This is a genomic window from Echinicola vietnamensis DSM 17526, from assembly GCF_000325705.1.
Taxonomy (GTDB): domain Bacteria; phylum Bacteroidota; class Bacteroidia; order Cytophagales; family Cyclobacteriaceae; genus Echinicola; species Echinicola vietnamensis.
Window position 1 is genome coordinate 226,086 of the sequence record NC_019904.1, and the last position, 22,018, is coordinate 248,103.

The 22,018-nt window shown below is 44.1% G+C and carries 25 protein-coding genes, 1 pseudogene and 1 riboswitch; of the genes and pseudogenes, 3 read left to right on the plus strand and 23 right to left on the minus strand.

Translation table 11 applies throughout. The features are described from left to right. Window positions 1–614: 614 nt before the first annotated feature. A complete protein-coding gene (locus ECHVI_RS01010; protein WP_015264071.1) occupies window positions 615–1,511 on the minus strand; it encodes an IS982 family transposase in 897 nt (298 codons plus the stop codon). Between the two features lie 153 nt (window positions 1,512–1,664). Between ECHVI_RS01010 and ECHVI_RS01015 the strand changes: the two genes are divergently transcribed. Then, the gene (locus ECHVI_RS01015) at window positions 1,665–2,414 is read left to right on the plus strand and encodes a hypothetical protein (protein ID WP_015264072.1); all 750 of its coding nucleotides are present in this window, start codon (window positions 1,665–1,667) and stop codon (window positions 2,412–2,414) included. Between the two features lie 14 nt (window positions 2,415–2,428). Here ECHVI_RS01015 and ECHVI_RS01020 read toward each other — a convergent pair whose 3' ends face one another. The 4 genes from ECHVI_RS01020 to ECHVI_RS01035 form a co-directional block, all read right to left on the minus strand. Further along, window positions 2,429–3,511, minus strand: coding sequence for a hypothetical protein (locus ECHVI_RS01020; RefSeq protein ID WP_157501151.1), 1,083 nt, complete (start codon window positions 3,509–3,511; stop codon window positions 2,429–2,431). 101 nt (window positions 3,512–3,612) lie between these two features. Beyond that, window positions 3,613–4,557 carry a fasciclin domain-containing protein gene (locus tag ECHVI_RS01025; RefSeq protein ID WP_015264074.1) on the minus strand — a complete coding sequence of 315 codons (945 nt, stop codon included), beginning with the start codon at window positions 4,555–4,557 and terminating at the stop codon, window positions 3,613–3,615. Window positions 4,558–4,705: 148 nt separating this feature from the next. Beyond that, a complete protein-coding gene (locus ECHVI_RS01030; RefSeq protein ID WP_015264075.1) occupies window positions 4,706–5,173 on the minus strand; it encodes a hypothetical protein in 468 nt (155 codons plus the stop codon). A 1-nt stretch (window position 5,174) separates the two neighbouring features. After that, a complete protein-coding gene (locus ECHVI_RS01035; protein ID WP_015264076.1) occupies window positions 5,175–6,422 on the minus strand; it encodes a sulfite oxidase in 1,248 nt (415 codons plus the stop codon). Between the two features lie 552 nt (window positions 6,423–6,974). On the opposite strand from ECHVI_RS01035, the gene ECHVI_RS01040 reads away from it, so the two are divergent. Next, window positions 6,975–7,289, plus strand: a complete 315-nt coding sequence (locus tag ECHVI_RS01040) for a hypothetical protein (RefSeq protein ID WP_015264077.1) — start codon at window positions 6,975–6,977, stop codon at window positions 7,287–7,289. Window positions 7,290–7,829: 540 nt separating this feature from the next. Here the strand turns inward: ECHVI_RS01040 and tenA are convergent. From tenA to ECHVI_RS01090, 9 genes are all read right to left on the minus strand, one after another. Then, entirely contained in the window at window positions 7,830–8,483 is a 654-nt protein-coding gene (tenA, locus tag ECHVI_RS01050) for a thiaminase II (RefSeq protein WP_015264078.1), read from the minus strand. Continuing rightward, the gene (gene thiD / locus ECHVI_RS01055) at window positions 8,467–9,306 is read right to left on the minus strand and encodes a bifunctional hydroxymethylpyrimidine kinase/phosphomethylpyrimidine kinase (RefSeq protein WP_015264079.1); all 840 of its coding nucleotides are present in this window, start codon (window positions 9,304–9,306) and stop codon (window positions 8,467–8,469) included. The genes tenA and thiD overlap by 17 nt, the downstream gene beginning before the upstream one ends. After that, complete coding sequence (gene thiE / locus ECHVI_RS01060; RefSeq protein WP_015264080.1) at window positions 9,303–9,941, minus strand: thiamine phosphate synthase; 639 nt, start codon at window positions 9,939–9,941, stop codon at window positions 9,303–9,305. Before thiE ends, thiD begins: the two co-directional genes overlap by 4 nt. Beyond that, window positions 9,934–10,734 carry a hydroxyethylthiazole kinase gene (gene thiM, locus ECHVI_RS01065; RefSeq protein WP_015264081.1) on the minus strand — a complete coding sequence of 267 codons (801 nt, stop codon included), beginning with the start codon at window positions 10,732–10,734 and terminating at the stop codon, window positions 9,934–9,936. Before thiM ends, thiE begins: the two co-directional genes overlap by 8 nt. Window positions 10,735–10,961: 227 nt before the next feature. Beyond that, window positions 10,962–11,056: riboswitch (TPP riboswitch) on the minus strand. Between the two features lie 102 nt (window positions 11,057–11,158). After that, window positions 11,159–12,184 (minus strand): LLM class flavin-dependent oxidoreductase, encoded by a 1,026-nt coding sequence (locus ECHVI_RS01070; RefSeq protein ID WP_041739250.1) that lies wholly within the window; start codon window positions 12,182–12,184, stop codon window positions 11,159–11,161. A gap of 532 nt (window positions 12,185–12,716) precedes the next feature. Next, window positions 12,717–13,595, minus strand: coding sequence for a cysteine synthase CysM (cysM, locus tag ECHVI_RS01075; RefSeq protein WP_015264084.1), 879 nt, complete (start codon window positions 13,593–13,595; stop codon window positions 12,717–12,719). A 3-nt stretch (window positions 13,596–13,598) separates the two neighbouring features. Then, window positions 13,599–14,441, minus strand: coding sequence for a serine O-acetyltransferase EpsC (gene epsC, locus ECHVI_RS01080; RefSeq protein WP_015264085.1), 843 nt, complete (start codon window positions 14,439–14,441; stop codon window positions 13,599–13,601). Between the two features lie 15 nt (window positions 14,442–14,456). After that, window positions 14,457–15,029 (minus strand): hypothetical protein, encoded by a 573-nt coding sequence (locus tag ECHVI_RS01085; protein ID WP_015264086.1) that lies wholly within the window; start codon window positions 15,027–15,029, stop codon window positions 14,457–14,459. Then, window positions 15,010–15,297 (minus strand): FtsB family cell division protein, encoded by a 288-nt coding sequence (locus ECHVI_RS01090; protein ID WP_015264087.1) that lies wholly within the window; start codon window positions 15,295–15,297, stop codon window positions 15,010–15,012. Before ECHVI_RS01090 ends, ECHVI_RS01085 begins: the two co-directional genes overlap by 20 nt. Before the next feature lie 276 nt (window positions 15,298–15,573). On the opposite strand from ECHVI_RS01090, the pseudogene ECHVI_RS01095 reads away from it, so the two are divergent. Beyond that, window positions 15,574–15,837 (plus strand): annotated as a pseudogene (locus ECHVI_RS01095) (DUF4143 domain-containing protein); the annotation flags it as partial. A 239-nt stretch (window positions 15,838–16,076) separates the two neighbouring features. Here ECHVI_RS01095 and eno read toward each other — a convergent pair. The 9 genes from eno to infA form a co-directional block, all read right to left on the minus strand. After that, on the minus strand, window positions 16,077–17,354 hold the full coding sequence (eno, locus tag ECHVI_RS01100; protein ID WP_015264088.1) for a phosphopyruvate hydratase: 1,278 nt from the start codon (window positions 17,352–17,354) through the stop codon (window positions 16,077–16,079). Window positions 17,355–17,379: 25 nt separating this feature from the next. After that, on the minus strand, window positions 17,380–18,474 hold the full coding sequence (carA, locus tag ECHVI_RS01105) for a glutamine-hydrolyzing carbamoyl-phosphate synthase small subunit (protein ID WP_015264089.1): 1,095 nt from the start codon (window positions 18,472–18,474) through the stop codon (window positions 17,380–17,382). Window positions 18,475–18,604: 130 nt separating this feature from the next. Continuing rightward, complete coding sequence (gene rplQ, locus ECHVI_RS01110; RefSeq protein ID WP_015264090.1) at window positions 18,605–19,228, minus strand: 50S ribosomal protein L17; 624 nt, start codon at window positions 19,226–19,228, stop codon at window positions 18,605–18,607. 6 nt (window positions 19,229–19,234) lie between these two features. Further along, complete coding sequence (locus tag ECHVI_RS01115; RefSeq protein ID WP_015264091.1) at window positions 19,235–20,224, minus strand: DNA-directed RNA polymerase subunit alpha; 990 nt, start codon at window positions 20,222–20,224, stop codon at window positions 19,235–19,237. Window positions 20,225–20,258: 34 nt separating this feature from the next. After that, window positions 20,259–20,861, minus strand: coding sequence for a 30S ribosomal protein S4 (gene rpsD / locus ECHVI_RS01120; RefSeq protein ID WP_015264092.1), 603 nt, complete (start codon window positions 20,859–20,861; stop codon window positions 20,259–20,261). A gap of 18 nt (window positions 20,862–20,879) precedes the next feature. Beyond that, the gene (gene rpsK, locus ECHVI_RS01125) at window positions 20,880–21,278 is read right to left on the minus strand and encodes a 30S ribosomal protein S11 (protein WP_015264093.1); all 399 of its coding nucleotides are present in this window, start codon (window positions 21,276–21,278) and stop codon (window positions 20,880–20,882) included. 15 nt (window positions 21,279–21,293) lie between these two features. Continuing rightward, on the minus strand, window positions 21,294–21,671 hold the full coding sequence (gene rpsM, locus ECHVI_RS01130) for a 30S ribosomal protein S13 (protein ID WP_015264094.1): 378 nt from the start codon (window positions 21,669–21,671) through the stop codon (window positions 21,294–21,296). Window positions 21,672–21,675: 4 nt separating this feature from the next. Continuing rightward, complete coding sequence (ykgO, locus tag ECHVI_RS01135) at window positions 21,676–21,792, minus strand: type B 50S ribosomal protein L36 (RefSeq protein WP_009053196.1); 117 nt, start codon at window positions 21,790–21,792, stop codon at window positions 21,676–21,678. Window positions 21,793–21,798: 6 nt separating this feature from the next. Further along, a complete protein-coding gene (infA, locus tag ECHVI_RS01140) occupies window positions 21,799–22,017 on the minus strand; it encodes a translation initiation factor IF-1 (RefSeq protein WP_015264095.1) in 219 nt (72 codons plus the stop codon). Window position 22,018 lies beyond the last annotated feature (1 nt).

A 22,018-nucleotide genomic window follows, 5' to 3' on the forward strand; every position in this document is an offset into this window, starting at 1 on the left:
ACTTCATTCCTCATCTCACCCCCTCATAACCAACTCACTAAGTCTTATTTCACAAACAAGGCAAATAAACGTATCTTCCCCTTACTTTCTTAATCAAAACTTATAACCTCACCATTTGACGACACACGGCGTAAAATAAAAGAATTCAAAACATAATTTATTTTCGTTTTATTTGTATTTTAAAATTAATTCACGAAATTAGGGGTCAGATATAGATTATCTGGTTTGTTAGGGTTATTTTTCGAAAAAGGCCGATCACAGTACTCCACACACTGATGATCGGTTTTTTTATGAACGATACGGATCCAACTCATTTTATAGAGGATGAATTTTGACAAGTTTTTTAAAAGGGCCCCTTCAAACCATTGAGATGACAGGATTCCTCCATTAGCATCAAATGGACAAAAGGATTACTTGTTCCTAGTGCCATGGACACCGGTGACTCCAAACCTCCTTACCTATATCCCAAAACCGTGATATAGACTAAGGGTCTTTCACTTTATTCACGAAACTTCTCAATTCATCAAATTTGTAATTATCTTTAACAATACTGAATGTTCAAATGTCATCCTCATGAAGCTATTTCCGTCATTGGTATTAACCTGAGTTCGATTTTAAAACAGGGCTATTTGGTTAGTTTGGACTGTTTGGTATTTGATTGCGGGCTTTTTAGGGAAAAATGAGTAGGCAATGAGTCCTGAAATCATGTTGGTGATGAAATTTCCAAAAGAGCGGTGCCTGGAATGTTCGATCTGACACATGTTTTTCAATTCATCATTTACCGTTTCAATAACAGATCGTTTTCTGAGCATGATTTTGTCCTTCATTTCCATAAGGACATTCTTCATATTATTCCTAATATTGGCAATTAGGTGAAGCCCGTCTGAAAACAACAATTCGGTCAAATCCTTTGAAACATAGCCTTTGTCCGCATATAATTTCCCCTTTAGGTTATTTACGAAACTTTTGTTCCTAAGCGGCTCCCTGTCATCAACATTGGCCTGGGTGACCACAAAGTTTAACAGCTCCCCTTTGTCATTGATGACCAGGTGGAGCTTGAAGCCGAAGAAATATCCCATGGTGGATTTGCCCACCTGGGCAATATCTTTGAAAACCTTGTTCCTTTTTATCCTTTTGTTTTTGCATACCCTGATCGGAGTTGAGTCGATAAACGCAATACCTGTCCCCTCTCCTAAACAACAGGTTTTCAGGAATATAGTCATCGGAAGGGTGGCGGATTGCATCAGTTCAACAAACCTGTTGTAGGAAACGGTCTGGGGGAAAAGGTGTTTTTTATGGACTTTGATAAAATAGAGATAAAAGTGTTTCATGTTTCGGAATCCCCCGGTATGGAACATCACCATAATGGTAATGACTTCGCTCAGGCTCATTCTGGGCCTTCTCTTGGGCCTGTTTCCAAGAATATGTTTTTCAGTGGATTTTTCAAATTGGATGCAGAATTCATCGATAAGATAGAAAATTTCGGTAATTTTGGAGTCAGTTAAGGTCATGTTTTAGTAGTTAATGTATTGAACTTCAACACTTTAATATAACGAAAAAACATGGCTTTTTCTATGTTTCTAATTATAGTTTTTAATTAAATACATAGAAAATATTATCTATATATGTGAATTTTTTTATAAAATAAATTTTAACATTAATTTTTGTGTTATTCTTGCTTGAACGTTTCTTGGCGGACAATTTATGGGGAATTATTAATCGAACTCAGGTTATTAATTTATTTTGGAGTACATTTCACCCTCTTGGGACAAGCCATTCCCGATCACTATTCAATGGTTTATGAACAGGATTTTTCAGGGGAAAAATCCATTGCGGATTTTGAAATGACCGATAGCAATGCCTGGTCCCTCCGTAAAGAAGGGGACAATTACGCATTGGAGATTTCCCAACAGAGCGATTACGTCCCACCCTTCCGGTCTCCTTTTAACATCGCCGTGATCAAAAGTGTAAGCGTGGGCAGCTTTATCCTCGAAGCAGAACTGCAACAAACCGGAAAAGAATATGGCCATCGGGACCTTTGTATATTCTTTGGTATGAAAACCCCTGCAAACTTCTATTACACCCACATCGCCTCCATACCGGATCCACATGCCCACAACATCTTCTTGGTCAATGATGCCCCAAGGGTGGCCATCGGAAAACATGTCAATGACGGCATAGACTGGGGAAGCACCGAGCAATGGCACAAAGTCAGGGTGGTTAGAAATTTGGAAGAGCAAAGCATCAAAGTGTACTTTGATGACATGACTTCCCCTATCATGGAAACCACGGACAGCCACTTCGAGACGGGGCAAATTGGTTTTGGAACATTTGACGATGTGGGGAAATTTGACAACATAAAAATATGGGCGCCGGAACTCGTTCCCGCTGCTGACAGTCTCTTCGGAAATTAGCGCACACGATTAGGCTATTGGTATTTGGCCAATTCCTGATCTATATAATCGTTCCATTTCTCCTGTGCCTCGCTGTTCCTTCCATGGTCCGTTTCGTCATCATAGGCCTCTTGTAGTGTATTCATCTCTCGATACGTCTCGATATACAAATAGCCTATACGACCATCATAATCCTGAGGTGTGAGCGACATCGCACGAATCTTCTCCTTAAAACGCTCTACCACGATCTTAGTGATATCAAAATGACGCTGCTCATGATTTAATCCATACCCATCCTTTCTTGAACTTCTTGCCCAAGAGGATGATTTGAGCATAAAAACCTTCACGACCAGCACCAGCTTCACATCTCCATCTTCCACCACAGGATCTCCTTCCCAAGCAAAACTGGTGAAAATCGATGCAGCATAATCACTCCCAAAATGTGGCCTGGCCTTAAAATCATCCCAATCAAGTTTTCTCTCAGAATGGTAAAAAACAGTATCCCCTCTTTCCTTTAGAGGATAATCCTTTATTTCCAGCTTTACCCCTTTTGCCAATTTTATATTGCGGGGTGCTTGCTGATTGATCCATTCATTAAAATACGTTAACCCATTTCCAAGTGATTGCTGCATCGCATCACCTATGACCCCATACCTCCCCAAAGACCTGGTGTAACGCGCCCCTCCTTCATAATCCAGCAGATGAACTAAACTATCCCCTTTCAGCATAAACCGTAACGTCAAGTCGATCTGTCCCTTCACCCTACCTTCTGCTCCTTGTTTTTCCTGCACATTCATTTTTTGTACTTGAATCACCACCGGCCTTTTTGATCGATCGGTAGAAACGGTTCCTGAGATAAAATCCTTTACCCCTACCGCTACCCCACCTTTCAGCTTTAAGGGTTCTTTCTTAGGGGACCTGGAAGAAGTAAAAATCTCCCCAATGTTAGCCTGAATGGCCCTGATATCTTGCACTTCGAAAACAAAAAATTCCGTGGGGCGAATACGCTGATCGCCAGGTTTAAGTACAAGATAGGGAGAAGTATCCTGCGCTTGCGCGCCGACTACACATCCCAGTAAAACCAAGGACAAAACGCCCTTAATTATTATTTTAACCACACTCATCATTTTTTCCCGCTGGCCAGACCATACTATGAAAGATAATAAAAAAACTGCCGCGTCACCACGGCAGTTCCATTATTTGGAAGAAAATTATCTGATCAAGGCAATATCACATCGTTAATGACATGGATAACACCATTGGTGGCATGAATATTCAGCATACTAGTATTCAGGGCGGCTCCTCCCACAGTACCTGCTCCCAAGTCCACTTCAAGCGAGGCGTCCGTATTTAATGGAGTGAGGGAAGTCCCCGTTCTTAAATCCTGGGAAAAAGCCCTCGCCGGCACCACATGAGCCGTAAGGACAGCCGTCAAGGTTTCCATTGGGATATCATTAAAATCGTTCCAATCAGGATTGGTGTCATATAGCGCTTGAAAAGCTGCATCTGTTGGAGCAAAAACGGTTAGATCGCCCTCGTCACCACTAACGGCATCCACCAAATTGGCGCGTTGAAGCGCTCCTACCAAATGGGTGAATTCAGGAGTAGCAGCCGTGGTCATTCCCACCGCAATTTCTGCTATTGACTGGGAAGGAGGCATGATCACATAATCCAAAGCATGGATCACGCCATTGGATGCAGTGATATCTGTATCCGTCACCATGGCTGAGCCATTGATCCAAAATTTACCCTCCACATCTTCGCTGACATAGAAACTGGCACCGTTTACAGTACTTACCTCTCCGGCACTCACATCTGTCGCCATCACTTCTCCAGCCAGCACATGATAGGTCAACACATCCGCTAAACTAGGGCTCCCTAATAAGTCCTCTGCAGTCATATTGGTATCATCTAAAAATGCAGTAAAAGCTGCATCTGTCGGAGCAAATACAGTAAAGGGTCCGTCTCCTTTCAGCGTGGTCACCAAATCGGCCTCCACTACCGCCGATTCCAATACAGTAAAATTGCTACTCGCCATGACAACATCCACGATATCGTCTTCCTCCATGGGTACCGGATCATCATCATCGTTACAGGCCATCAGAAACATCCATACGGAGAAAAGCATTAAAAGGGTAGGGAACTTAGTCTTTGCGGTTTTCATGGTTCAGTTGATTTTTAAGTTATTGTTTTGTTACAACTGATAAACCCATACACGTTTATTTTGTTTAATATTTTTCGTTATTTATTAAACAAAAAAGTAAAAATCGCCTCAATTAACCAAAAAAACCACGTTTTATAGCCCTATTTATCTACTCTTTTTTGAACTCATACCACTCAATATCACTGAGATTTGCGCGTCTCCCCTGCTGCATGGGAGCATAATGCTCAGCCAAGTAGGCGACAATGATGGCTTCATTTTGGCCGAGATCCCATAGCCCTTGGGTTTCCTGCATCCAATCGATCAATGCTTCCCAGTGTTCCTTGTCTCCCCGATTTTGGGTAATCAGGTTTGCCGCATGACAATTGGTGCAATTGGCCACGACAACTTCATATCCCTCCGCTGCCACCAAGCCAGTGGCCACATGAACACCATCTTTTACCGCATCTCCATTTTCCAAGGGTGGCGGAATTTCCTCCCTCTCCTTTTCGGAACTGGAAAGTAGGTGGGGGTTATATTGGACGACCAATAGCCCGACTATTAAAATGGAAACCAACCCCACCAAAACGGTCATTAAACCAATGAGGCCTTTTAACGATTTAAAAATTTCCTGATCCATCCTACCCTACTTTTACCGCGATCCGGTGACATGCATTATTTAAATATCCTTTTGGGTTCCATCCAGGAACGACCATCGGCTGACTCACACCATTACTGTCCGTGGCCTTCGCCCATACTTCATAATACCCCTCTTCCGGAAATGAAAGCGTGGTGCTGAAGTGTTGCCATGCCAATCGATTGACGGGAGGATCAAGCTTACAGGCCCTCCAGGTGGCACCAAAGTCAATGGAAACATGCAGCTCACTGACCGACAGCTCCCCTGCCCAGGCATGCCCCCGCACCTCCAGCGAATCGCCTAATCCGATCATTGCACCACTCTTGGGATAGGTGATCAGCGATTTTACAGGCATCGACTCTATGATACACATGTCTTCTTCGGCCACCTCTTCTCCCGGTGCCACGGACTTGCAGGGAACACGATATGAAGGAGCCGCCATTTTGGCCCCGTCATGCACCTTATCCCTCACCGAAATTCCCTTTAACCACTTCCCAGAAGCAGATGCAGGAAAACCGCCCGCCACCAAGCGAAGTGGAAATCCATGTGCCAAGGGAATAGGCCCTCCATTCATCTCAAAGGCCAGCAAGGTCTCCTCTTGCAGTGCCTTGGCGATGGGAACCCCTCGGGAAATGGGGGCTTTGTCGGGGTTGCCACTCAAGTGGGTATCGGCAGAATGATACCCGATGTAAACAGCTTGATCGGTTATTCCCACATCTTCCAAGACATCCCTTAACCTCACTCCGGTCCATGAAGCACAAGATACGGCTCCTGTCTTCCACTGGTTTCCACTGGCAGGGGGATAAAACTCACTGCGCCCATTCCCGCCACATTCCAAGGTGAGCTGGTAAGTAAAATGCTCAAATTTCTCCTTCAGTGTTTTCAGTGAATACGTTTTGGGAGAAGCCACTGCCTCCCCATCAAACACTAACTCCCAAGTGCCTTCATCAAGGGATTCTGGTATTAAACCATTGTTGCGGATAAACATCTTATCTGCTGGCGTCACCTTATCATCAAGCAAGTGGGGCTGTGACTCTATGTTCCAAGGCTTATTGTTGAGGACAATGAGCCCTTTATCTTTGTTAAAAAGCTTATAGGGATCATCATCCTGCAATACTACCGGAATGTACCCTTCCGGCATGGATGAGGCGAACACCACCTTGGCCCCTACCGCCGTGGCAATGGTCGCTAGTGCACTGTTTCTCAAAAATTTCCTTCTACTTCCCGCAGAAGGGGTTTGTTTATTTTTCATGGCCTTGGTATTGCTAATTTTACTAAAAACGAAAGGTACAGGTGCTACCCCATAACCACATCACCATCGTGGCAATTCAAAAATAAGAAAGTTTCAAAATCTTCCGAAAGAATTTATATTGATCCAGGTTAACTTTACCATTTTCTTACCCAAAATCACCATCCCGTCCCCTAAACCTATCTATTTTTCCACAAATTGTACAACATTTCCTACAGCATTTATCTCAAATCCAATCAAAACACCCTTAGCTAGCTCATTTTAAACATTGGCACAAAAAGTGACCTTTCATAACGTGAGTGTGATTTTAAATTTGTCCCTGAGCGGCTTCGAAGGAAGTTGTCGGGCTTCATAAAGCTCATCGGGGCGGTTAAACATCGGTTTAAGTGTCGAGCTGAGGTTAACTCGTAACCTATCTTTAGAAAACAAGCAGGTCATCAAAACAAGCCAACGCTCGATAGGTTCGGCGGGACAATTGGTGTTCAGCAGCCGAAAGGACCAAGAATTTAGCTTGATCCCTATTGTGATTTGAAAACTAACCAAACTAACACTACCATGAAAAAATTAGCATTAATATTCATCATTGGGGCCGCAATGTATTTAGGGACCGTAAATACAACGTCCAACAGTTTACATGCCCAAACCACCCTACACCAAGATAGCCGGGTGGAAATAGTCCCTGAGGACTTGCCCCAAAAGGTTAAGGAATCCATTCTGGATGATGAAGAACTCAAAGCCATGCCCATCACCAAGGCCTTTAAGGTAACCGATATGGATGGCACAGTCACCTATGAAGCACATTTCGGCATGGAGGAAGAGACCATTGTAAAAAAATACGACGATGAAGGGAAAGACATCACTGATGAATAATCCCTCCTTCATCCATCCGTGGATGCAGAGCCGATCAGCAAGGCCGTTCCAGGTTGGCCTGTACCTTAACGTCACACAGAAAAGCCTGCCTGATGTGACATGAAAAGGATTTGTATCCACTTCTAAAACCAACTAAAAAGAGATCTGCAAAAAAGCAGATCTCTTTTTTTTTGAGAAACTGATCGGGTTTACCGTATTTTCTGATCTATCCAGAAAAGGATTTCGGATCAAGCAATATTTCTGGGGGCAGCTTTATTTTAAAGGATGCTATTTCATCTAGGAACTGGATGAATCCAGGCTTTGCCGAGAAGCCCTGTTCAAAGCCAAAGGCATGGGCATCGTAAACATTTAAGTCAAGTAAGCTACTGATAAAAGATTTGAACACGGATTTGCCATTTCTTAAGCATCCTATCTGTGTTTATCAGCGTTTATCCGTAGCCAAATAGCAACCAAAGGTGGCGAAGAACATATTTACCCATCGAAATAGCCCCATCTTTTCTGCTTGATCCAGGATTCCCATTCTGCTTTTGATAACGTCCACTAAATCGGCCATTTTTCAGTGCGGTAAGCACTGTCCCAAAACATCCATTCCAGCTTGGACGCCATCTCAAAAGCCTCAAACATTTCTTCCCGCGCTGCTGGACTGGCCTCTTCTGCCAACTGATCGGTAATTGCGATTGCCTTTTCGACAGAAGTTGCAAATTCCTCCCCGGCATAAGTATCTATCCAGTTTTTATAGGGATTTTCACTACCGTCTTGCTGTGCATAAATATGATCTCCTACCGCTTTATAAATCCAAAAGCATGGCAAAATGGCCGCCACAGCCTTTTCTATATTGGCAAATCCTGCTTGGTTTCGGATATAGTTGGTGTAGAGCAAGCAAGATGGGGAAGGTTCTACTTCGTCCGGAAGTCCCAGCTCCTTAAAATAACTTTCGTGAAGCGCTCGCTCCACTACAATGGCTCCTGCAGCAAATTCCGAGAACGCCAGCACCCTATCCAAGTCGGCAAAACGCCCGCTGATGGTACTCAGCGCTTTCCCAAACTCCCCCAGATAAAAGGCATCTTGGGCCATGTAGAATTTAAACACCTCCTTTGGAAGGCTCCCCTTTTGCAGTTCTTGGTTAAACGGCATGTTGATGATCTTGTCATAAAGGGGTGTAATTTTTTCCCAAGCTTCACTGGTCCAGCTCATGAATAATCATTTTTTTCGGATAATAGAAGTGATTTAAAGGCCCACTTCCTTGGCCTGTTTTGACTGCTTTACCCGCATCGATGGCTTGAAAAACATAGTTTCTCGCCGACGCCACAGCTTGCCTGACTTCCTGTCCTTCGGCCAAAAACACGGCGATGGCGGATGAAAGGGTGCAGCCTGTTCCGTGAACATTTTTTGTTTTGATTTTTGCACTTTCAAAAACATGAGTCTGTCCATCCCCACAAAGCACATCAGACACCTGATCCCCTTGGAGGTGTCCTCCCTTGACCAAGACGAAGCCTGATCCGTAACCTAAGAGCGTTTGGGCAGCCTTCTCCATTTCCTGCGGATCATTGACCGCTTTGCCGATAAGGACGGCCGCCTCGTCCATGTTTGGGGTAATCACATTGGAAACCGGAAACAATTCCTGTTTGATGACCTCCACGGTTTCTTCCTTAATCAAACGGTCACCGCTGGTAGCCACCATCACTGGATCAAAGACCACTGGAATATCGGGATACCTCCTCAAGGCTTCCACGATCACCCTAACCACTTCAGGCCGGTTGATCATGCCTATTTTTATGGCCTTCGGCCCAATATCCGAAAGCACTGCTTCCAACTGGTCTTGGATATGCTGCTCGGGGATGTCATGGATACTTCTTACTCCTTGGGTATTTTGGGCAGTAGTAGCCGTAATGACACTGGTACCGAAGCACCCCAAAGCAGAAAATGTCTTGAGGTCTGCTTGGATCCCTGCTCCGCCACCGCTGTCTGAGCCAGCAATGGTCAGGACAGGCAAATAGGTTTTGATTTTATCGTTCATGTTGCTTTTTCTATTTCATTCCGAAATGCTTCTGCTGCTTTTGCTGGATGTGCTGCACTGCAGATCGCAGATACCACTGCCAAGCAATCTGCCCCTGCTTTCATGACCGCACCCGCATTGCTTTCGTTTATATTGCCAATGGCCACTAAGGGTTTCGAAGTGGCTTTGCGAAGCTTTTGTAGGCCACTTAGGCCCCATTCGTAGCGTGTATCAGGTTTTGTCGGGGTTGAAAAAACAGGGCTCACCCCGTAATACCATGCCAACTCAGTCCTATCAGCCGTAAGTTCATCCATTCGTTCCAAGGACAAACCTACCGGAAAACGGCTCCCTAAAAAGTCTTTGGCAGACTTCATACTGCTATCAGACTGCCCTATATGGACACCATAAGAAGAGGTCTCCTTCGCCACTTCCAAACTATCATTGATGATCAGAGGAACTTCATACCGATCACAAAGGGATTTTACCCTCAAAGCCTTGGTAAGAAAAGCTTCCTTGGAAAGGCTTTTTTCTCGTAATTGGACCAGCTCCACTCCACCCTTCAAGGCCTCTTCGAGCACCCAAAAAAAATCCCTGCCCAAACAGGCCTGCTGATCGGTCACCAAATACAGCCTGTAGGGAAAAGAAATCTTATGCATGGCTTTCTTCCAGTTTTGCCCATTGCTTCACTTCACTTTCTTTGAGATGGTAAAGTGCATCGTATAGGTACAGCTGGAGTGTCCCGGGACCTTCTGCTTTTCGGGCGGCTATTTCTCCGGCCAAGCCCATAGTGGTCATCCCCGCGACCGTGGCCAAATAGGGATCGCTGGTAATGCCCGCAAAAGCTGCTATCAGCGCAGTGGCGGTGCAGCCCATTCCCGTAACTTTCCCCATCAATGCATGGCCGTTCTTGACTTTGGTCAGCCTCTCCCCATCAATGATATAGTCCGTCTCTCCAGATATGCATACGACGGCTGCCGTTTCTTTGGAAAGTTGCTTGCCATATGCCAATGCCTCATCAGAAGAATGGGTACTGTCCACTCCCTTTGTCTGCACATTTGCTTTGGCCAAAGCCATGATTTCGGAAGCATTTCCTCGAATAATGGTCGGTTTAAAAGTCAACAGCCTCGTCAAGGTCTCGTTTCGATAGGGGGTGGCACCAGCTCCCACCGGATCCAGGACCCAAGGGGTGTTTCGCTCATTGGCTTCTTTGGCTGCCAGCAACATGCTATCCACCCAAAACTCATCCAATGTACCGATATTGACCACTAATGCATGAACGATTTTGACCATGTCCGCCATCTCCAGCTTGGCATGAGCCATGATCGGAGAGGCGCCTACAGCCAATAGCGCATTGGCCGTATTGTTCATGACCACATAATTGGTAATGCTCTGTACCAAAGGGCCTTTTTCTCTCAGTGTTTTCAGATTGTTTATTACAGATTCCTTCATATCCTCAGCTTATAAACCCGCATTGTGCATTAGCCTATCTATTGCGACCTGAAACCACTTCAAAATCAATCGCTTCGCTGCTGTTTTCGATCTCACCATAGCGATGCTATGATTCCATCTCCAAACAGCCTGATTTTATTGTAGTTTCAGCTCTCATAACGATTCCAAATGCATAAAGCGGGTTAAAAAACTTTAGGGAACCTGCAAACTGCACAGGCAAAAGCCTGCAAGAAAAGGTAACTTTTTCCTCCGTCGGTACTACCCGCTTCAGGTTCGAAGGGTATTATCTCAGCCCCATGCAGGGACACCCCTAAAGTTTGTATTATGGTGAAATTACGATTTTAATCCCATGCCGCAAAGTTAGTCGTGTGAAGTTTTAATACATCCTAGGGTGAAATCAACTTCCCACACGGTCATCCATTCATCACGGTGTGACCAATTTCTTTTTAAAACACGAAGCCGCCAATTCATAGGATCTTAGCCGCTCGCCATGATCATAAATATGTGAACAGACCATGATTTCATCCACTTGGGTGATTTCCTGAAAATGCTCCAATTCCCCCCGTACAGAGGTAGCATCGCCCACAAAACTACAAGCCATCATCTGGTTGATGGCTGCTGCTTCAGCTTCTGTCCAAATCCCCTCCATGGTATCCACCGGAGGTCGTAATGGATAGGATTTCCTTCGTACGATCCCCAAGGCCATTTGATAAAATGAAGTGGCCATCTGATGGGCCTTTTCATCTGTTTCGGCAGCAATCACATTGACACAGGAAATCACATAGGGGCTTTTCAAATATTCAGAAGGCTCGAAATGCTCTCGGTAATAGCGAATGGCATCCAAAAACTGGGCGGGGGCAAAATGGCTGGCAAAGGCATATGGCAATCCTTTTTTAGCAGCGAGCCTAGCACTGCTCATGCTACTTCCCAAAAGGTAAATGGGAATATCCAGTCCTTCTCCCGGAATGGCCCTTACCTTACCATCTATATTGTCATCAGAAAGGTAAAGCTGTAACTCCTCCAAATCTCGTGGAAATTCCTCTACGGTTTCCAACCGGTCTCTTCTCAATGCCCTGGCCGTGGTCTGATCCGTGCCCGGTGCCCGGCCCAAGCCAAGGTCTATCCGATCAGGATAGAGAGACGCCAAAGTGCCAAATTGCTCTGCTACCATCAATGGTGCGTGGTTTGGCAGCATGATCCCACCTGAACCTACACGGATGTGTCGGGTACCTCCTGCTATATGTCCGATCAACACCGCTGTCGCTGAACTGCCGACACTGACCATATTGTGATGCTCTGCCAACCAAAACCGTTTATATCCCCATTTCTCGGTATGCTTAGCCAGGTCTAAGCTCCTTTCGAATGCATCAGCTGCATCATGCTGCTCCTTGATAATAGCCAGATCCAGTACGGAAAAGGCTACCTCATCCAGTGGTTTACTTTGTTTCATCTTACCTATCATTTCGTTTTATTACCAACTGGAATAATACAAAAATCGTTCTCTACAGCTGAATAAAAAAAAACGGAACGGTCTAAACGGCCGTTCCGGTTTTAATGACTTTGTTATCTGGGAAAGACATGCGATTTTCATGTCAGCGCATTATTTCTAGTAATGATTTTTTTACATAAGTCAACACTATAAAGGATAGGAATACAAGAAAAACAGGAACTTAAAAAAACATAAGATGGTAAAATGTATCTCCTTCTTCAGTAAAAAATTCATGCCCAAATAAATTATATTCCACTGTAAGACCTTCATTACTACCCGTCATCACACCCCAATTCATTATAAAGAATATCCCTACGAATAGAGACAATACTATTCTACAGGTATCAATTATTGCTATCGACAGGAATGAAATAAAGCTGCTTTTCATAACTCAGGAAGTAAGGTTCAACAATCACAACCGCCCCCAGCACAGTAGCAACAATCTGATCCACATATCCACCGAGGAGTGCATTTGTAATGCACAAAGGAAAAATCACCCAAACAAATCCGAACTCAAATACCGGTCACCACGGTCACAGGTGATACAAACAATCACCCCTGAATCGAGTGACTCGGCTAGCTTCACCGCAGCATGCAAGGCTCCTCCACTGCTCATCCCGGCAAGAATTCCTTCTTCTTTGGCCATTCTCCGGGTCATCTCAGTAGCTTCCTCCTGACTCACATCGATGATTTGATCCACCCGGGAAGCATCATAAATCTTGGGCAAAAACTCGGGCGACCACCTCCTGATCCCCGGAATGCTGGAACCATCTGTCGGTTGGGTTCCGACAATTTGAACAGCTGGCTTTTGTTCTTTGAGGTACCTGGAAACCCCCATAATGGTCCCTGTAGTGCCCATCGCCGACACGAAATGCGTGATTTCCCCATTGGTGTCGCGCATGATTTCCGGACCTGTCCCCTCATAATGCGCTTGATAATTATCTGGATTGGCAAACTGGTTGAGGATATAATATCCCTCGTTCTTGGCCATTTCCTCCGCCAATGTCCTGGAGTATTCAATCGTTTTGGCAGCAGGAGTCAAGATGACTTTCGCCCCATATGCCTCCATCGACACGACCCGCTCCCGAGTTGAATTGTCTGGCATGATCAAGGTCATCTCCACACCAAGGACTTTGGCGATCATGGCAAGGGCTATGCCTGTATTGCCACTGGTGGCTTCGACTACCCGGTCACCTTGTTTGAGATCTCCGCGGTCCATGGCCCTCTTGATCATGCTATAGGCAGCACGGTCTTTCACACTGCCTCCAGGGTTTTGCCCCTCCAGCTTACAGTAGATTTTGACGTTGGGGTTGGTAGGAATATGCTCAAGTTCGACAAGCGGTGTATTGCCGATCAACTCAAATAATTTCATCTGTTAGGCGTCATTTTTGAAAACATACATGTCAGTGGTCTCTGCACTGGCATCATACATTTTGGTCTGATAATAGATTTTACTTTTTGCGGGGATGCTCTTGGTCAGCCATACATTTCCCCCAATGACACTTTCTGGTCCTATGACCGTTTTTCCACCCAAAATTGTCGCTCCGGCATAAATGACCACATGATCTCCTATGGTGGGATGACGCTGAATATCGGCATCTTCCTTATTGACACTCAATGCACCCAACGTAACCCCTTGGTAAAGTTTCACATGATCGCCGATTTTGGTGGTCTCACCGATCACCACGCCCGTACCATGGTCAATGCAAAAAAAGCGTCCTATGCTTGCCCCAGGATGAATATCAATCCCTGTCTTACTATGGGCAAACTCCGTAATCATCCGAGGGATAAGGGATACTCCTTGCTCTTGAAGCAAATGCGCGATCCGGTAGGCGGCGATGGCGTAAAACCCGGGATAACTCCTGATTACCTCGGTAGTGGACTTGGCCGCAGGATCTCCTTCAAACATCGCCTGAATATCCTCGTGAATGGCATCGTAAACATCAGAAAGCCGATCAAAAAAAGCTGCTGCCACCGCCTCACTTTCTTCATCAATCAACCTTTTGTTTTTGCCCAAGATCCCTTGCAATTGGACCTCATAATACTTGAGCTTATCCTCTATCTCTTGGGTATCTTTAAGAATCTTAACGGCATATTCCGGAAAAAGCACCCCCAGAACACCTTCAAAAAACTCCTGTACCTTCCTTGGCGAGGGACATCCAGGGCATTGTTTGTGGGAATCGTGAATTTTCTTTATAAATGATTTTCTGTATTCCATCGTAATCGTTAGCAGTTATAAAACAAAACCCAGTCTGATCACATATGGTTCAGTATAAATAAGGTTTTGGTTGTCATAAAGAACATTGTACAAGAGGGTGAAATTCATTCCGCCCCTTCGACCGAAAGGCACAAAATATCCGCCTCCAAGAAACAAACCGGGAACCCACTCCCGCTCTGAAACAATTCTCCCAAAATCATCTTGCTTATATGCTTCTACACTAAGGTTTTCATACTCTGCATGGGCAAAAAGATTAGGGAGGATATTATAACGGTTAAAGATCCTGCCGCCATAAACATTGGAGGATTCTCCAAAGTCTTTATACTTCAGGTATTGATAGGTAATGCCCAGCCCTGCGGAATAACGATCCGTAATCATTACCCCTACCAGTGGAGACACTTCCACATAAGTCACATACCCAAATTGCAGCCCCAGGTTACCTCCGAAATACAAACGCTCGCTCAACGGAACAGGCGCTTCCTCTTCTTGATAAAATTCCCGCTGCGCAAATACATCTACCGTTCCTAAAAATAAGAAAAGTACCACCAAAAGGGGCAATGCCCTGAATTTACTCGTCAACGATAACATACAGATCTTCAGTTTTTTTCTTCATTAAGTATCTTTCACGGGCAAACTTCTCCAAAAGTTCATAATTACTAAGCAATTCTTCTCTTTCAGCCTTAATTTTTTCCTTTCGCTCCAAATAGAATTCCTTTTGGTCTTCCAAACTATTGAGTTTAGCCTGTAGCTTTATCTGGCTGATGATATCATTATTATCAATAAATACCATCCAGGTCACAAAAAGTACCGTGAAGATAAAATAGAAGTTTTTGGTGTATTTAAGGTATTTGGCCATAAGACGCGAAGTTTTACTTATGACAAATATAGGAAATAGTCGGGACTAATCTTTGAACGGCTATCTACAATAAGGAATAATTGGTTGTTAAGGTTTGAAAGTTATAAGATTTGTAAATACTAAAAGATTGGAAGATTCGGTCATGTTATGGATCGATAAAAGAACCGGTATCAGCTGTATGGCCCTTGTCTGCCAGGTGGCACCTTAACCACTCCCCTTTGTCAATTGCCTATTTGGTTTTTGCTAAACCTTGAAAATTGAAACGCATACTTTCAGGTTTCAAGTTTTGAAAGCCTTACGGGGCACCCTATTTGGGAAGCCTGCGGGGAAGGCTTTGTGGTAGAAAACATCATCGGTCAGCTTGACCACCGATGGACCTGTAGCTATTACCGGACACATACACAAAATGAGATCGACCTGGTCCTTGAAACCCCGGATAATCAAACATGGGCAGTAGAAGCCAAACGTGCTTCTGCTCCAACGTTACCCAAACGATTCCATCAGGCCTATGAAGATGTTCAGGCCGTTATAAACGACTGATCAACGCAGAAAAAGACCTTTACTCCCTTCCAGGTAATGTAGAAGTTATCGGGCTTCAAGAATTTTTAAAGGTAAGGGAATTTAACGTGGAGTGAACCCGCAACCATGCCCAGTAAAAAAAGTACCCACCACCCCTCGTTTATAACGAGGCACCTAACCGATGAGTGCATTTGCAATGCACAAAAAAAGCACCCCGACAAGTCGGGGTGCGTCTACAGTTATTAGTTTGGAATGAATGCTTATTTCTTAGGGAAATAGGCGGTGTCGCCTAAAAGCTCTTCGATTCTCAAAAGCTGGTTGTACTTGGACATTCTGTCAGAACGGGAAGCAGAACCGGTTTTGATCTGTCCAGTGTTGCAAGCTACTGCAAGGTCAGCAATGGTACTGTCTTCGGTCTCACCTGATCTGTGGGACATCACAGCAGTAAATCCAGCCTTGTGAGCCAAATCAATTGCTTCCAAGGTCTCCGTCAATGTACCGATTTGGTTTACTTTGATCAGGATAGAGTTGGCAGATTTCTCTTCGATACCTCTCTGAAGGAATTTCACATTGGTTACGAAAAGGTCATCACCTACTAGCTGTACCTTGTCACCGATTTTGGCAGTAAGCATCGCCCAGCCTTCCCAGTCCTCTTCACCGCAACCATCTTCGATGGAGTCGATTGGGTATTTTTCGGTTAGCTCAGCAAGATAGGCTACTTGCTCTTCTCTATTTCTTTCGACGCCGGTATCGCCTTCAAATTTCTTATAATTGTATTTTCCATCTTCGAAGAACTCAGAAGCAGCACAATCAAGCGCGATGGTCACATCGTCACCTGGTTTGTATCCAGCCTTGGAAATGGCATCCAAGATGCAGTTAAGTGCTTCTTCCGTTCCGCCTGAGAAGTTAGGCGCAAAACCTCCTTCATCACCCACAGCAGTGCTGAGGCCTTTGTCATGAAGGATTTTCTTAAGGTTATGGAAAATCTCAGCTCCCATCCTCATGGCTTCTGAGAAGTTTGGTGCCCCCACAGGACGGATCATAAACTCTTGGAATGCGATCGGTGCATCAGAGTGAGAACCGCCATTGATGATGTTCATCATCGGTACTGGAAGTGTCTTTGCATTCACACCCCCCACATACCTGAACAATGGCAAGCCCAAGTCATCGGCTGCTGCTTTAGCCACTGCCAAAGAAACACCCAAGATCGCATTGGCGCCCAATTTGGATTTCGTATCAGTACCATCCAGCTGGATCATCAATTCATCGATACCTCTCTGATCAAAAACAGACTGTCCGATCAGTTCTGGTTGGATGATTTCATTTACATTTTTCACAGCTTCCAAGACACCTTTACCCAAGTATTTGCTCTTATCGCCATCACGAAGCTCAACGGCCTCATTGACACCGGTAGAAGCACCACTCGGCACAGCTGCCCTTCCAAAAGCACCGCTTTCAGTAGCGACATCTACTTCCACGGTAGGGTTGCCCCTAGAATCTAAAATTTGTCTAGCATGAATTGCTGTAATCAAAGTCATAATGCTAAAAGGTTTATAGGTTGTATTAATTATTGTTGATTAAAGAAATAAAGTCATCAAAGAGGTATCTAGAGTCATGCGGTCCAGGAGCAGATTCTGGGTGATATTGCACTGAGAATGCAGGTCGGTCCTTTAATTTGATACCGGCTACCGTATTGTCATTTAGGTGCACATGGGTAATCTCTATATCAGGATGATTTTCACTATCCTCCCTCACGATATTAAACCCGTGGTTTTGTGAAGTAATTTCACTTTTTCCAGTATTCAGGTTTTTGATAGGGTGATTGATTCCACGGTGTCCATGGTGCATTTTGTAGGTTTTTATGCCCACGGCCTCTGCCAGTAATTGATGTCCAAGACAGATTCCAAAGACCGGTTTATTGAGGGCAAGGATTTCTTTAACCGTTTCCACAGCATAATCCATCACTGCTGGATCTCCAGGGCCATTGGAAAGGAAGTAGGCATTGGGTTGCCAAGCCTCCATATCTGCCACGGCTGTTTTCGCAGGAAACACCTTGCAGTAGACCCCACGTGCCGCCAAGTTACGAAGAATGTTCCTTTTGATACCGTAATCTACACAAGCGACTTTGATGGTTGAATTTTCATCCCCCACATAGTAAGGCTCCTTGGTGCAGACTTTGGAAGACAGCTCAAGGCCAGCCATGTCAGGCACTTTATCAAGCTCTTTTTGCAGGTCTTCAAGATTGTCAAATTCAGAGCTAATGATAGCGTTCATGGCGCCCTTAGAACGGATATGCCGTACCAATTTTCTAGTGTCCACATCAGCGATTCCCGTGATGCCATTGGATTCGAGAAATTCCTGAAGGGATTGGGTTGCATCGAGCCTACTGTAGATTTCAGAAAAACTGTTGACCACAATGCTGGCGATAGTAGGCCCGTCGGATTCCGCTTCAGAATCGATCACGCCATAATTACCAATGTGCGAAGTCGTGGTTACCACAATTTGTCCCGTGTAAGACGGGTCTGTGTAGATTTCCTGGTAGCCTGTCATACCTGTGTTAAAACAGATCTCGCCACCATTTGTACCATGCTTACCAATCAACGTACCATAGAATACGGTACCATCTTCAAGAAGGAGTGTTGCTTTTTGTTTGTCCATTTATTGAAATTGAATGCTCAAATTTAAGGATTTTATCACTAAGAGACCCAAATTTTTATGAAAAGGATAATAAAAAAGGGATTGAACGAATGTCCAACCCCTTTTATATTTAATATAATGAATGCATATCTTATTCAGATTTTGTTTCTTTATCTGAATCAGCATCACCATCAGCAGCCTTATCATCTGCTGCCTTATCTTCCTTTTTAGCCTTCGGCTCGGCTGCCTTCTTTTTGGCTTTAGGAGCTTTTTCCTCTTTAGCTTCACTAGATGCTTCCTCAGTACCTTCGGCTTTCGCTTCAGTGGTTGCATCAGCTGCCTCAGCAGACTTACCAGATCCACGACGGCTTCTTCTGGTTTTCTTCTTCTCAGGCTTAGCTTCTTTCAACATCAATTCGTTGAAGTCTACCAATTCGATGATACACATTTCGGCATTATCACCCAGACGGAATCCAGTCTTGATAATTCGCGTGTATCCACCAGGTCTGCTGGCCACTTTCTCGATCACCTCACCAAAGAGTGCCTTGATGGCTTCCTTGTTCTGAAGATAAGAGAAAGCAATACGTCTGTTATGTGTAGTGTCTTCCTTGGCTCTAGTCACTAGAGGCTCTACATATTTTCTTAATTCCTTGGCCTTGGCAAGCGTCGTAGAAATACGCTTGTGAAGAATTAGAGAAGCTGCCATATTGGAAAGCATAGCCTTTCTATGGGAAGCTTTTCTACCAAGGTGGTTGAATTTCTTACCGTGTCTCATCGTTTATTATTCTTCGTCAAGTTTATACTTAGATATGTCCATGCCGAACTGAAGTCCTTTTTCTTGGATGAGTTGTTCCAGTTCCGCTAAGGATTTTTTACCGAAGTTCCTGAATTTCATCATGTCAGAAATCTCCAGTTTTGCTAAGTCTCCCAATGTTTTTACATCGGCAGCTTTCAGGCAGTTAAACGCTCTGACAGATAGGTCCAAATCACTAAGCGGAGTTTTAAGCAACTTACGCATATGAAGGAATTCTTCGTCTATCGGTTCAGGAGAATCTCCACCTGGAGTATCAATAACCATTGTTTGGTCAGAGAATAACATAAAGTGCTGAATCAAGATCTTTGCAGATTCCTGCAGCGCCTTCTCAGGGTGAATAGAACCGTCAGTGCTTACTTCAAGAACCAATTTCTCAAAGTCAGTCTTTTGTTCTACCCTTGTATTCTCTACGCTATATTTTACGTTTTTGATAGGAGTGAAAATCGCATCGATTGGGATCACTCCAAACACCTGCTCTTTTGGTTTTGATTCTTCTGCAGGAAGGTATCCTCTACCTTTCTCCACAGTAAGCTCAATTTCAAAGCTCTTCGAATCATCCAGGTGGCAAATGACCAAGTCTGGATTCAAGACCTCAAAAGAAGAGGTGAACTTAGCGATATCTCCAGCAGTAAAAACATCTTGGTTTTTCACTTCCACAGTGATCTTACCATCGATGGAATCATGGATCTTTTTAAACCTCACCTGTTTCAGGTTAAGGATAATATCAGTTACGTCTTCCACAACCCCCTCGATCGTTGAAAATTCATGAACTACACCAGGTAATTTCACCGAGGTGATGGCGTAGCCCTCAAGGGAAGAGAGCAAGATTCTTCTCAGCGCATTACCAATTGTAACCCCGTAACCTTTTTCAAGTGGCTTAAAAGTGAACAAACCGTGGAAATCATCGGCTTTTTCCATCACCACTTTTTCGGGCATTTGAAATGCAAGTATGGACATATCAATAGTTCTTTTAAGTCAGAAAGTTTAGTTATTACTTAGAGTATAATTCGACGATAAGTTGCTCCTTGATATTCTCAGGAATGTCCTCTCTTACTGGAACACTTACAAACTTACCAGACAATGAATTATTATCCCACTCTAACCAGGAATAACGGTTTGCTCTACCTGCAAGACTGGAGGTAATCGCCTCAAGCGACTTAGATCGCTCTCTTACTGACACAATATCACCTGGTTTTAATGTATATGAAGGAATGTTCACCAATTCCCCATTTACCAATATATGCTTATGAGAAACCAACTGTCTCGCTCCTCTTCTGGTCGGGGCAATCCCCAATCTGAACACAGTGTTGTCCAGACGAGCTTCCAACAACTGAAGAAGGTTTTCACCTGTAATCCCCTGTTTTCTGGAAGCAATACCAAACATTTTGGCAAACTGACGCTCCAATACACCGTAGATGTATTTCGCTTTTTGCTTCTCAGCTAGCTGAATTGCATATTCAGACTGCTTCTTTCTTCTTCCTCTTCCGTGTTGACCAGGAGGATAGTTTTTCTTCTGAAGTGCCTTGCTCTGTCCTTCGATAGGCTCTCCGAATTTTCTAGAAATTTTCGCTTTTGGACCTCTATATCTAGCCATTCTTATTTCTTCGTTAAATTAAACTCTTCTACGTTTTGGAGGACGACATCCATTGTGTGGAAGCGGAGTCACATCAATAATCGTAGTAACATCAAGACCTACATTCTGCAATGTTCTGATTGCAGACTCTCTACCAGAACCTGGACCTTTTACAAACACTTCGATTTTACGCAGTCCCAAGTCATAAGCTACTTGGCCACAGTTTTGGGCAGCCATTTGTGCAGCATAAGGAGTGTTCTTCTTAGAACCTCTGAAGCCCATTTTACCGGCAGAGGCCCAGGAGATCACCTGACCTGAATTATTGGTAATGGAAATGATGATATTGTTAAAAGAAGCTTTGATGTGGGCCTGGCCTACAGCTTCCACCTTAACAACTCTCTTTTTTCCTTTCGCTTTATCGTTTCTTCTTTGAGCCATAATCTATATCAAGATTTATTTGGTTGCCTTCTTCTTGTTAGCAACAGTCTTTCTCTTACCTTTTCTAGTTCTAGCGTTGTTCTTTGTCTTCTGTCCCCTTACTGGAAGACCTTTTCTGTGTCGAAGACCTCTGTAACAACCGATATCCATCAATCTCTTAATGTTCAACTGAACCTCTGACTTCAAAACACCTTCTGTTTTGAACTCCTCAGCAATGATATTCCTGATTGCGGTAGATTCATCATCTGTCCACTCTCCGGCCTTTTTATCAAACGATATTCCTGCTTTCGTTAGGATCGCTTTAGCAGAGCTTCTGCCTATTCCGAAGATATAGGTCAAGCCTATTTCCCCGCGCTTGTTGTCGGGAATGTCAACACCTGCAATTCTAGCCATAATTTTAACCTTGTCTTTGTTTAAACTTAGGATTCTTCTTGTTGATGACGTAAAGTTTACCTTTTCTTCTGATCACCTTACAGTCAGCACTTCTCTTCTTAATAGATGCCTTAACTTTCATGACATTTTATTTATATCGATATACAATTCTGCCTTTAGAAAGATCATATGGAGACATTTCGAGTTTTACCTTGTCCCCAGGCAAGATCTTTATGTAATTCATTCTCATTTTACCGGATATATGGGCGATCAATTGATGTCCATTCTCCAGTTCCACTTTAAACATCGCGTTGGATAACGCTTCTATGATTGTGCCATCCTGCTCTATTGATGCTTGTTTAGCCATA

Bases quoted from the DNA above. Each gene is read 5' to 3' on its own strand.
- rpsM (WP_015264094.1), bottom strand. From the start codon at position 21,671: ATGGCTAGAATTGCAGGTGTTGACATTCCCGACAACAAGCGCGGGGAA.
- ECHVI_RS01090 (WP_015264087.1), bottom strand. From the start codon at position 15,297: ATGGCCAAATACCTTAAATACACCAAAAACTTCTATTTTATCTTCACG.
- ECHVI_RS01115 (WP_015264091.1), bottom strand. From the start codon at position 20,224: ATGTCCATACTTGCATTTCAAATGCCCGAAAAAGTGGTGATGGAAAAA.
- infA (WP_015264095.1), bottom strand. From the start codon at position 22,017: ATGGCTAAACAAGCATCAATAGAGCAGGATGGCACAATCATAGAAGCG.
- thiD (WP_015264079.1), bottom strand. From the start codon at position 9,306: ATGAACGATAAAATCAAAACCTATTTGCCTGTCCTGACCATTGCTGGC.
- cysM (WP_015264084.1), bottom strand. From the start codon at position 13,595: ATGAAATTATTTGAGTTGATCGGCAATACACCGCTTGTCGAACTTGAG.
- ECHVI_RS01085 (WP_015264086.1), bottom strand. From the start codon at position 15,029: ATGTTATCGTTGACGAGTAAATTCAGGGCATTGCCCCTTTTGGTGGTA.
- rpsK (WP_015264093.1), bottom strand. From the start codon at position 21,278: ATGGCTCAAAGAAGAAACGATAAAGCGAAAGGAAAAAAGAGAGTTGTT.
- thiM (WP_015264081.1), bottom strand. From the start codon at position 10,734: ATGAAGGAATCTGTAATAAACAATCTGAAAACACTGAGAGAAAAAGGC.
- ECHVI_RS01035 (WP_015264076.1), bottom strand. From the start codon at position 6,422: ATGAAAAATAAACAAACCCCTTCTGCGGGAAGTAGAAGGAAATTTTTG.
- epsC (WP_015264085.1), bottom strand. From the start codon at position 14,441: ATGGAATACAGAAAATCATTTATAAAGAAAATTCACGATTCCCACAAA.
- rplQ (WP_015264090.1), bottom strand. From the start codon at position 19,228: ATGAGACACGGTAAGAAATTCAACCACCTTGGTAGAAAAGCTTCCCAT.
- ECHVI_RS01010 (WP_015264071.1), bottom strand. From the start codon at position 1,511: ATGACCTTAACTGACTCCAAAATTACCGAAATTTTCTATCTTATCGAT.
- ECHVI_RS01040 (WP_015264077.1), top strand. From the start codon at position 6,975: ATGAAAAAATTAGCATTAATATTCATCATTGGGGCCGCAATGTATTTA.
- thiE (WP_015264080.1), bottom strand. From the start codon at position 9,941: ATGCATAAGATTTCTTTTCCCTACAGGCTGTATTTGGTGACCGATCAG.
- ykgO (WP_009053196.1), bottom strand. From the start codon at position 21,792: ATGAAAGTTAAGGCATCTATTAAGAAGAGAAGTGCTGACTGTAAGGTG.
- eno (WP_015264088.1), bottom strand. From the start codon at position 17,354: ATGACTTTGATTACAGCAATTCATGCTAGACAAATTTTAGATTCTAGG.
- carA (WP_015264089.1), bottom strand. From the start codon at position 18,474: ATGGACAAACAAAAAGCAACACTCCTTCTTGAAGATGGTACCGTATTC.
- rpsD (WP_015264092.1), bottom strand. From the start codon at position 20,861: ATGGCTAGATATAGAGGTCCAAAAGCGAAAATTTCTAGAAAATTCGGA.
- ECHVI_RS01030 (WP_015264075.1), bottom strand. From the start codon at position 5,173: ATGGATCAGGAAATTTTTAAATCGTTAAAAGGCCTCATTGGTTTAATG.
- ECHVI_RS01070 (WP_041739250.1), bottom strand. From the start codon at position 12,184: ATGAAACAAAGTAAACCACTGGATGAGGTAGCCTTTTCCGTACTGGAT.
- ECHVI_RS01025 (WP_015264074.1), bottom strand. From the start codon at position 4,557: ATGAAAACCGCAAAGACTAAGTTCCCTACCCTTTTAATGCTTTTCTCC.
- tenA (WP_015264078.1), bottom strand. From the start codon at position 8,483: ATGAGCTGGACCAGTGAAGCTTGGGAAAAAATTACACCCCTTTATGAC.